The following is an 8,057-nucleotide window of genomic DNA, read 5'->3' as shown; positions in this document are numbered from 1 at the left end:
GTTCGAGTGGCACCTGCGCATGCAGGGCCTCGATCCGGCGCATGGTCCGGCGCCGGTCGACGTAATCGTCGCGTTGCGCGAGCGCGCGCAGACGCTGCGCGAGATGGCCGAGAAGGCGAGCATCTGGTACGGCCCGATCGTGTCCTGGGACAATGCGGCCGTGGCCAAGCACCTGAAGGCTGCGACCGCCGTGCCCGCGCTGCAGGCCGTGCATGCGCAACTGGCGAGCCTTGCCGACTGGAATGTCGAGAACGTACACAAGGCGATCCAGGATGCCGCCGCCGCGATCGGCGAGGGCATGGGCAAGGTCGCGCAGCCGCTGCGCGTGGCGATGACCGGCACGCAGGTGTCGCCGTCGATCGATCACACGGTTTATCTCGTCGGCCGCGATCGCGCGCTCGCGCGCATCGACGACGCGATCGCGCGCGCGGGCGCGTGAGGCGAACGTGGCGCTGCCATCGGGCTGCGATGTCGCCACGCTGACGCAGGCGTTGCAGTCGGCCGATCCCGATGAACAGATGCAGGCGCTCGATGCCTGCTACGCGATGCTCACCGATCCGACGCTGTGGTACTGGCTGATCGGCTTCACCGTGGTCAGCGCGCTGGTCGGCGCGTTGATCGGCAAATACAAGAACGCGGTCGTGCGCGACACCCTGCTCGGCCTCGCGCTCGGGCCGATCGGCTGGGGCATTTCGCTGCTGTTGCCGAAGGCTGTGCCGAAACCGCCGTGTCGCGCCTGCGGCAAGCCGATTACGGCCGGCGACAAGTATTGCCGCCACTGCGGCGCTCCGCTTTAGCCCTTGCCGCATCGCGCCAACGACCCCATTTCACGAGTGCTATGATCGTGAAAGCAGAATCCGCACCGCCCATGTCCGCCAAACCCGCCAGCGCGCATCATCACCGCCATGACGCCCACGCCTTCGTGCGCGAGGTGACGGCTGCGTGCGAGATGCGCGGCCTGCGCCTGACCGAGATCCGCCAGCAGGTGCTCGACCTGATCGCGAGCGCGGAAAAGCCGGTCAAGGCCTACGACCTACTCGACCGGCTCAAGGACGACCGCGGCAACGCCGCGCCGCCGACCGTCTACCGCGCGCTCGACTTCCTCATCGAGAACGGCTTCATCCACAAGCTGCAGTCGATCAATGCCTACGTGGGCTGCCATCACCCGAGCGTCGTGCATCATGTTCCGTTCCTGATCTGCGACGAGTGCGAATCGGCAACCGAAATCTGCGACGAGCGCGTCGCCAAGCTGCTCACCGAGCAGGCCAAGGCGCTCGGCTTCCGCACGCGCGCGCAGACGCTGGAAGTGCACGGCGTGTGCAAGCGCTGCGCGGCCGCGTAAGAGCTTGGTCGGCAGGGGCTCGTTGATCGAGCCCCTGCGAAATCGCCGCGGGATCAGAACGACTTCGACAGCCCCAGGAAGGCGCCCGCCCGTGGCCCGTACTGCGGCGCGCCGACACCGATGCCGGAACCGTCGCGCAGCTGGTAGACCTCGTCGGTCGCATTGATCACAGCGAGGCGCACGTTGGTCTTTCCGATCGCGGGAAGGTCGAAATCACGCGCGGCGGAGAGGTTGACCTGCCAGTATCTCGGCAAGTGCGCAGTGTTGGCGAAGTCGCGGCGCAGACCCGAGCCGTAGAGGAAATCGGCGCCGAGCTTGAGCCCGTTCCAGTCATAGCTGATGCCACCCGATCCGGTCAGGCGTTGATCGTGGTCGAGATGCACCCAGTGCGAGGCGATGTAGTCGAGCTCGTCCTGATCGAAGTTGTACTGGCCGGTGACGACCTCGCGGCCCATCGCGCGACTCGATGACAGGTTGAAGTAGCCGCTCAGGTTGCCGTTCGTGTAGTTGGCGGTGAACTCCACGCCGCGGATGCGACCGCGGTCGTAGTTGAAAGGCGAGAAGATCAGCGCGGCGCCGAACTGGCCCTCGTCGAGCAGGTTGCGCACCTTGCGGTAGTAGGCGTCGAGACCGAGCGTCCAGTGCGCGTCGAGCTTGTGCGTCACGCCGACGTCGAAATAGTGTGAGCGCTCCGAACGCGTCTCGGCGTTGACGTTGCTCGGCAGCTGATTGGTCGTACCCTGGAATAGGGCGATGTCGGTCAGCGAGATCAGTTCGGTCGGCGGCGGGGTGAAATAACGCGCATAGCCGGCGTGCAGTGCGGTCGCGTCGCTGAACTGGTAGACGAAGCCGATGCGCGGGCTGATCTGGCCTTCGCTGACGTAGGCATCGACCTTGTCGGCGCGCAGGCCGTAGTTGAGCGTGAGTTTGTCGCCGATGTTCCATTGGTCCTGCAGGTACAGGCCATAGGTCTTTGCGTTGATGCGCTGCGAGTTGTCGACGATCGTGATCGGCACATCGCCGGTCTGGTTGCCGTCGGCATCGGCCGGAAACACGAGCGAGGTCGAGTCGCTGACCGGCCGTTCGCTGCTCGCGTAGAGGCCGTAACGCAGCGTGTGCGCGCCATCGGCGAAGGGCATGGAAAAATCCGCCTGCAGCGTGCTCGCACGGTTGGCGCGGTGGATCGTGCCGGCAACGCCATTGAAGACGAGGTCACCGACCGGATCAGGTCGATAGTCGACCCCGGTGTAGCGCTGGCCGAGCGAGACCTGGTAGTCGGTGCCGCTGAAGTGCCCTTGCAGCGAGACGACGCCGAAACGCGTGACTTCGCGCTGGCGCTCGTCGAGCCGCGCCGAGTCGAACGTGTCTACGCCGGCGAGGGCGAAGGACGGCTGCTGGTTCGGATTGTTCGGGATCTGGAAACGGTTGTTGGTCACGCCGGCCATGAAGGACAGGCGCGTGTCGTCGTTCAACAGGTAGGAGAAATAGCCGAAACCCTTGGCTTGATGAGTGCGGTCGTGGATCGAGTTGTACGCGGGCGTCGGGTTCTCGATGCCGACGTCGTTCTGCGTGTATTCGAATGTGGCGAAGTAGCTCCAGCGGTCGCCGCTGCCGTGCAGCGAGAGTTCGGTCTGGGAAGTACCGAACGAACCGGTGAGCAGATCGATCTTGCCGCCGGAATCCTTGTCCTCGTCGTCGTCACCATCGGCGTCGTGGTGGCGGTGCGCGCCGCTTTCGGTTGTGATCTCGACCACGCCCGCGGTGCGATAGCCGTACTGCGCGGGCAGCGCACCGGTCAGCAACTGCACGCGCTCGATGATGTCCGGATCGAGCGCCTGGCCGAAGCCTTCGATGCTTTCGGGGATGATCACGCCATTGATGCGGTACTGCACGTCGCCGTGGTCGCCGCGGATGTGCAGTTGGCCGTACGAATCCTGCACGACACCGGGCGCCTGCAGCAGGATCTGGTTGAGCGGCGTCGCGTCGCCGAGCGGCAGGCGCTCGATCGCCTCGGAGTCGATCACGTACTGGCTCGCGCCGATGCTGGGTGACAACTGGTTGCGCGCGCGGTCGAGCTGGGCGTTGACCTCGACCGCCTGCAACGTGGTCGCCTTGTCGGCGGGATCCGTGGCGGCCGCATCTGGAGTCGCTGTCGGTGCTGCGGCGGGCGCGTCGGTGGCGCGGGCGAACGGTGCGGCGGATTGTGCAAGGGCGATGGCGAGCGTGAGCAGGGTCTTGTTCATTGCTTGTCGTGGGAGATTGCGGGAGATCTAGAATGTAATGATATAATGTAACACATGCGGGCCGTGCATACCTGCCAAAAGTCATGTTCCAGCGATATCTGTTCGATCCCCCCTCCTGTCGCGGCGCAGGATTCGCCTATCCAGACCGTTATGTTATAACTTAGCCATGGCCAATCCCTCCGCTCAACAGTTCGGCAACGGTCAGGCGCATGACGCGCTGGCGCACGCGGCCGATCGCCTCGGCGCAGTCGCGTCGTTCCTGTGCGCGGTTCACTGTGCGGCGTTGCCGTTTGTGCTCACGGTATTGCCGGCGCTCGGCCTGGGTTTCTTGAGCGATCACCGCTTCGAGCGCATCTTCATCGCGTTCGCGAGCACGCTTGCGCTGGGCTCGCTCGTTCGTGGTTATCGTCGTCATCGCGTGGTCAGCGCGCTGTGGGTCGCCGGTGTCGGCATCGCGTTGCTCTGGACCGGAGCCTGGCTGTTCGACAGCGGGGAATCACCCGTGCTGCACGCGGTGCTGGTCACGCTCGGTGGCTGCTGCGTCGCTCTCGCGCATATCCTCAACCTGCGCCTGACCCATCTGTTCGGCGCGTGTTGCCCGCCGAATCGGGCGAATTGAAGAAGCGCGGCCAGCATAGCCGCTTCCTGGTTTTCGCGTTCAAGGGCGAACGCACGGATACAGTGCGATTGTGTAACGCTGCACCGAGCACCTAACATTCCGAAATCACCATCGCCCACGCGAATCGCATACGAGCGAAGCATGACTGCACCCGACCATCACCACGACCACGATCACGCGACTACGAGCGAGCGGCGCCTGCTGTGGGCGTTCGTGCTGACTTCGATCACGCTCGTCGTCGAGGCCGCCGGCGGCTGGATCTCGGGTTCGCTCGCCCTGCTTGCGGACGCGGGGCACATGTTCGTCGATGCGTTCGCTCTGCTGCTCGCCTTTCTCGGCGCCTACTTCGCGCGGCGACCGGCGGACGACAAGCGCAGCTTCGGCTACGCGCGGCTCGAGGTACTTGTCGGCTACACGAATGCGCTGTTCCAATTCGTGCTCGTCGCATGGATCGTGATCGAGGCGATCGGGCGTTTCGCGAGACCGGAGCCGATCCTGTCCGGCACGATGCTGATCATCGCCGTAGTGGGCCTTCTGGTGAACCTGTTCGTACTGCGGGTGCTCGGCGGTCACGATCACGACGATCTCAACGCGGCCGGTGCGCGTCTGCATGTGCTCGGCGACCTGCTCGGTTCGGTCGGCGCGGTCACCGCGGCGCTGCTGATCCGCTGGCAGGGTTGGTTGTGGGCCGACCCGGCGTTCTCGATTCTGGTCTCGCTGCTGATCCTCAACAGCGCGTGGAAGCTGCTCAAGCGCTCGGCGCACATCCTGCTCGAAGGCACGCCCGACGGCGTCGACACGGCGCAGGTCGCGCTCGCCGCGAAGCAGGGCGAGGGCATCGTCGATGTGCATCATGTGCATGTCTGGCAGCTTGCCGGCGGTCGCCGCCTCGCGACCCTGCATGCACGTCTGGCCGAGGAAGCCGATGCGCAAACCGCGCTTGTCCAGGTACAGACGATCCTGCGCGAGAGGTTCCAGATCGTGCATGCGACCGTGCAGATCGAGCGGCGCGACTGCGCGCACGAGGACTGCGGGCGGCACGCGCATGACGACCACGACCACGCGCACGATTCCGCGCACGCGCACTGAGTATTTGATTCCCTTCTCTCGACGGAAGAACGGACGCACCGGCACTCTCAGGTCCGGTGTTTCTCCAGCCACGCCTGCGCGCGCTCGCGACCGAGATCGCGCAAGTCGCGCAGGAAATCCATGCGCGCAGTGAGCCGCGTCTTCGCGCTGTAGCTGTCCAGCGATTCGCCCGGTTCGAGGATCTGGATATCGATCTTCTTCAGGCGCTGGCCGAGCGGAGTCAGTGGAAAATTCTTCGCCAGCATGTTCTGCGCGGTCTGCAGCGTTTCCAGTTCGCGGATGAACGTGGTCGAGAACGACAGCTCGGTAATGCGCTCGCCGATCTCGCGCGCGGTCGCCGGCGGTTGCCCGCGTTCGATCGGCTGCACGAGCACGCAGGCGATCGTCTCGGCGTTGCAGCGGTAGACCAGCGGTTCGATCGCCGGATTGCCGGCGTAGCCGCCGTCCCAATACGCCTCGCCGTCGATCTCGACCGGCGCGAACAACTGCGGCAGGCAGGTGCTGGCGATCAACGCATCCAGGGTCAGTTCGGTGTTGTCGAACAGCTTCAGGCGCCCGTCGCGAACGCGCGTCGCCGCGATGAACAGCTTGAACGGCGACTTCTTGCGGATCTTGTCGAAGTCGAACAGCGACGCGGCGATGTTCTTGACCGGATTGATGCCGAGCGGATTCATCTCCTGTGGCGTGAAGTAACGCGTCAGGCCAAGCAGGATGCGCTCGGTCGCCGCGCCCGCCGGCGAGGCGAACGCCCAGCGCATCAGACTCGCCTGCGCGCCGATTGCCTCCCACAGATTGGTCAGCATTTGACGCGCGCCATCGCGTTTGCCATCGAGCCAGCCCTGGGTCAGCGCGCAGGCATTCATCGCGCCGCTCGAGGTCGCGCTGATGCCGTCGAAATCCAGCGATCCTTCTTCCAGCAAATAGTCGAGCACGCCCCAGGTGAACGCACCGTGCGCGCCGCCGCCCTGCAGGGCGAGGCTGATGGTCGAGTCGGCGGAGTTCCCGGGCATGCCGGCATCATAGCCGAGCGCGCGTACAACATTGCGGCTTGAGTGTCGCGGGCACCTTGGCAGGCGCTTGCGCTAGCGCCGGTCGATTTCGCGCAGCATGTCGGGGTCCGGTACGGCAACGCGGGCGAGCAGATCGTGTGCGGTCTTGCGTTCGCGCTGTGCCACGGCGGGTTGGTTCCGCGCGTCGGCAATGCGTGCCAGCAACGTACGCAGCTGAGCCAGGCCGGCATCGTCGTTCGGCGCCGTCTGCAGGCGTTTCTCGAGCGCGCGCGTGGCCAGCGTCTGGGCCTCGTCGGCACGATGCAGGCCGAGCAGCGCATAGGCGCGGGCAGCCCATGCCGTGGCCATGCGTGGATCCTGCGGGTTGAGCTTTTCCAATGTGGCGATGGCGCCATCCGCCTCCCGCAGCGCCTCGCTCGGCTTGCCCGCACGATTGAGGATGACGGCATACGACAGATGCACGTAGGCTCCGATCAACGGTGGATTGGGCGGAGAGTCGGCGATACGCACCGCGCGCTGCGCATAGCCGATCGCCTGGTCGCCGCGGTCGCGCCGGATTTCCAGCTGGGCCAGCGAGTTCAGGTCGCTCATGACCATCGGATGCTGTTCGCCGAGCATCTTCAAATGCAGTTCCAGCGCGTGCTGCATCAGCGGTTCCGCCTCGGCGTAGCGCCCGGTCTGCAGGAGCACGCTGGCGAGATTGTTGGCGGTTGTCGCGGCAGGAGCGGTATCGTCGAGACCGATCTGCTTGTAGATCGAAAGCGCTTCGCGGAATTGCCGCTCCGCTTCCGAAATCTGCTTGCGTGCGTTGGCGAGCATGCCGAGCGAATTGAGCGTGTTGGCGACATCGGCGTGCTGTTCGCCGAAGGCTTTGCGCTGGATGCGCAATGCTTCCTCAAGCGAGGCCTGGCTCTCGTCGAGGTGGTCCTGTCCGCGCTGCGCTGCGCCGAGCACCTGCAAGGTCTCCGCGACGGCGGGGTGCTCGTTGCCGAGCCGCTTGCGTCGGATTTCCAGCACGCGCTGCAATTCCGCCTCGGCTTCCTTCGTGCGCCCTTTCTCGAACAGGGCAACCGCGTAGTCGTTGCGCATCTGCGCCACTCGGGTGTCGTCGTCGCCGTAGAACTTGCGCGCGCTGGCGATCGCCTGTTCGAACGTCGTCGCCGCCTGATCGAAGCGGCCACGACGGGCAAGCACCAGCGCCTCGGTCTGCCGGTCGCGGGCCTGGTCGGCGATGCCGGCTTCGCCGCGGCTGGCATCCAGGCCGAATGCGGCGCGTGCATCGGCGAGCGCTTCGTCGAAACGGCCGCGCTTTTCATGCACCTGGGCGCGCACGACCAGCGCGCGCGAGCGCAGGGCCGGATCCGGGTCGCGGATAAGCACGAATGCGAGCCTGCGTTCCGCATCGTCGAGCCGGCTCTGCGCAAGGTCGACGCCAGCCAACTCGGTCTCGGCGCGGAGCCGGCTCGCCGGCGCCTCGTCGAACGTGGCGAGCGCGCCCTGCAGCAGTCGCGTGGCCTGCGGATACTGGCCCAACTGCGCGTACAGCGAGCCCAGGGTCAGCGACATCTCGCCGCGCAGTCGTGGCTGGTCCTTCAGCTCGTTGTCGATGCGCTCGCTGCCGCGATCGAGCAGTTCGCGCGCGGTCACGCGTTGTCCCGCGGCGCTGTCGGGAGAGGAGGCCTCGAAAATGCTGGTCAGGAACGCCTGCGCGGAACGTGCGAGCAATGCTTCGGTGTCGGCCTTGCGTGCCTGCC

At 65.7% G+C, this 8,057-nt stretch carries 7 protein-coding genes and 1 pseudogene; 5 read left to right on the top strand and 3 right to left on the bottom strand.

The features are described from left to right. From VF497_RS15425 to VF497_RS15415, 3 genes and pseudogenes are all read left to right on the top strand, one after another. A pseudogene (locus VF497_RS15425) lies at positions 1-439 on the top strand (glutamate--tRNA ligase); the annotation flags it as partial. A gap of 7 nt (positions 440-446) precedes the next feature. Continuing rightward, positions 447-797 carry a zinc ribbon domain-containing protein gene (locus VF497_RS15420; RefSeq protein WP_330890311.1) on the top strand — a complete coding sequence of 117 codons (351 nt, stop codon included), beginning with the start codon at positions 447-449 and terminating at the stop codon, positions 795-797. 71 nt (positions 798-868) lie between these two features. Next, positions 869-1,342, top strand: coding sequence for a transcriptional repressor (locus VF497_RS15415; protein ID WP_330890309.1), 474 nt, complete (start codon positions 869-871; stop codon positions 1,340-1,342). Between the two features lie 53 nt (positions 1,343-1,395). On the opposite strand, the gene VF497_RS15410 is transcribed toward VF497_RS15415, so the two are convergent. Then, positions 1,396-3,585 carry a TonB-dependent receptor gene (locus tag VF497_RS15410; protein ID WP_330890307.1) on the bottom strand — a complete coding sequence of 730 codons (2,190 nt, stop codon included), beginning with the start codon at positions 3,583-3,585 and terminating at the stop codon, positions 1,396-1,398. 166 nt (positions 3,586-3,751) lie between these two features. Between VF497_RS15410 and VF497_RS15405 the strand changes: the two genes are divergently transcribed. Both VF497_RS15405 and VF497_RS15400 read left to right on the top strand, forming a co-directional pair. Then, on the top strand, positions 3,752-4,204 hold the full coding sequence (locus VF497_RS15405) for a MerC domain-containing protein (RefSeq protein ID WP_330890305.1): 453 nt from the start codon (positions 3,752-3,754) through the stop codon (positions 4,202-4,204). Positions 4,205-4,345: 141 nt separating this feature from the next. Beyond that, positions 4,346-5,293, top strand: coding sequence for a cation diffusion facilitator family transporter (locus tag VF497_RS15400; RefSeq protein WP_330890303.1), 948 nt, complete (start codon positions 4,346-4,348; stop codon positions 5,291-5,293). Positions 5,294-5,340: 47 nt separating this feature from the next. Here VF497_RS15400 and VF497_RS15395 read toward each other — a convergent pair whose 3' ends face one another. Both VF497_RS15395 and VF497_RS15390 read right to left on the bottom strand, forming a co-directional pair. Beyond that, entirely contained in the window at positions 5,341-6,303 is a 963-nt protein-coding gene (locus VF497_RS15395) for a patatin-like phospholipase family protein (RefSeq protein ID WP_330890301.1), read from the bottom strand. A 72-nt stretch (positions 6,304-6,375) separates the two neighbouring features. After that, positions 6,376-8,057, bottom strand: a 1,682-nt coding sequence (locus tag VF497_RS15390) for a tetratricopeptide repeat protein (RefSeq protein ID WP_330890299.1), incomplete at its 5' end; no start/stop codon positions are given.

The sequence above is a fragment of the Rudaea sp. genome (assembly GCF_036383415.1).
In the GTDB taxonomy this organism is placed as follows: Bacteria; Pseudomonadota; Gammaproteobacteria; order Xanthomonadales; family Rhodanobacteraceae; genus Rudaea.
The sequence above is the reverse complement of the archived record's forward strand: the minus strand, read 5'-3'. Positions and strand labels throughout refer to the sequence as shown.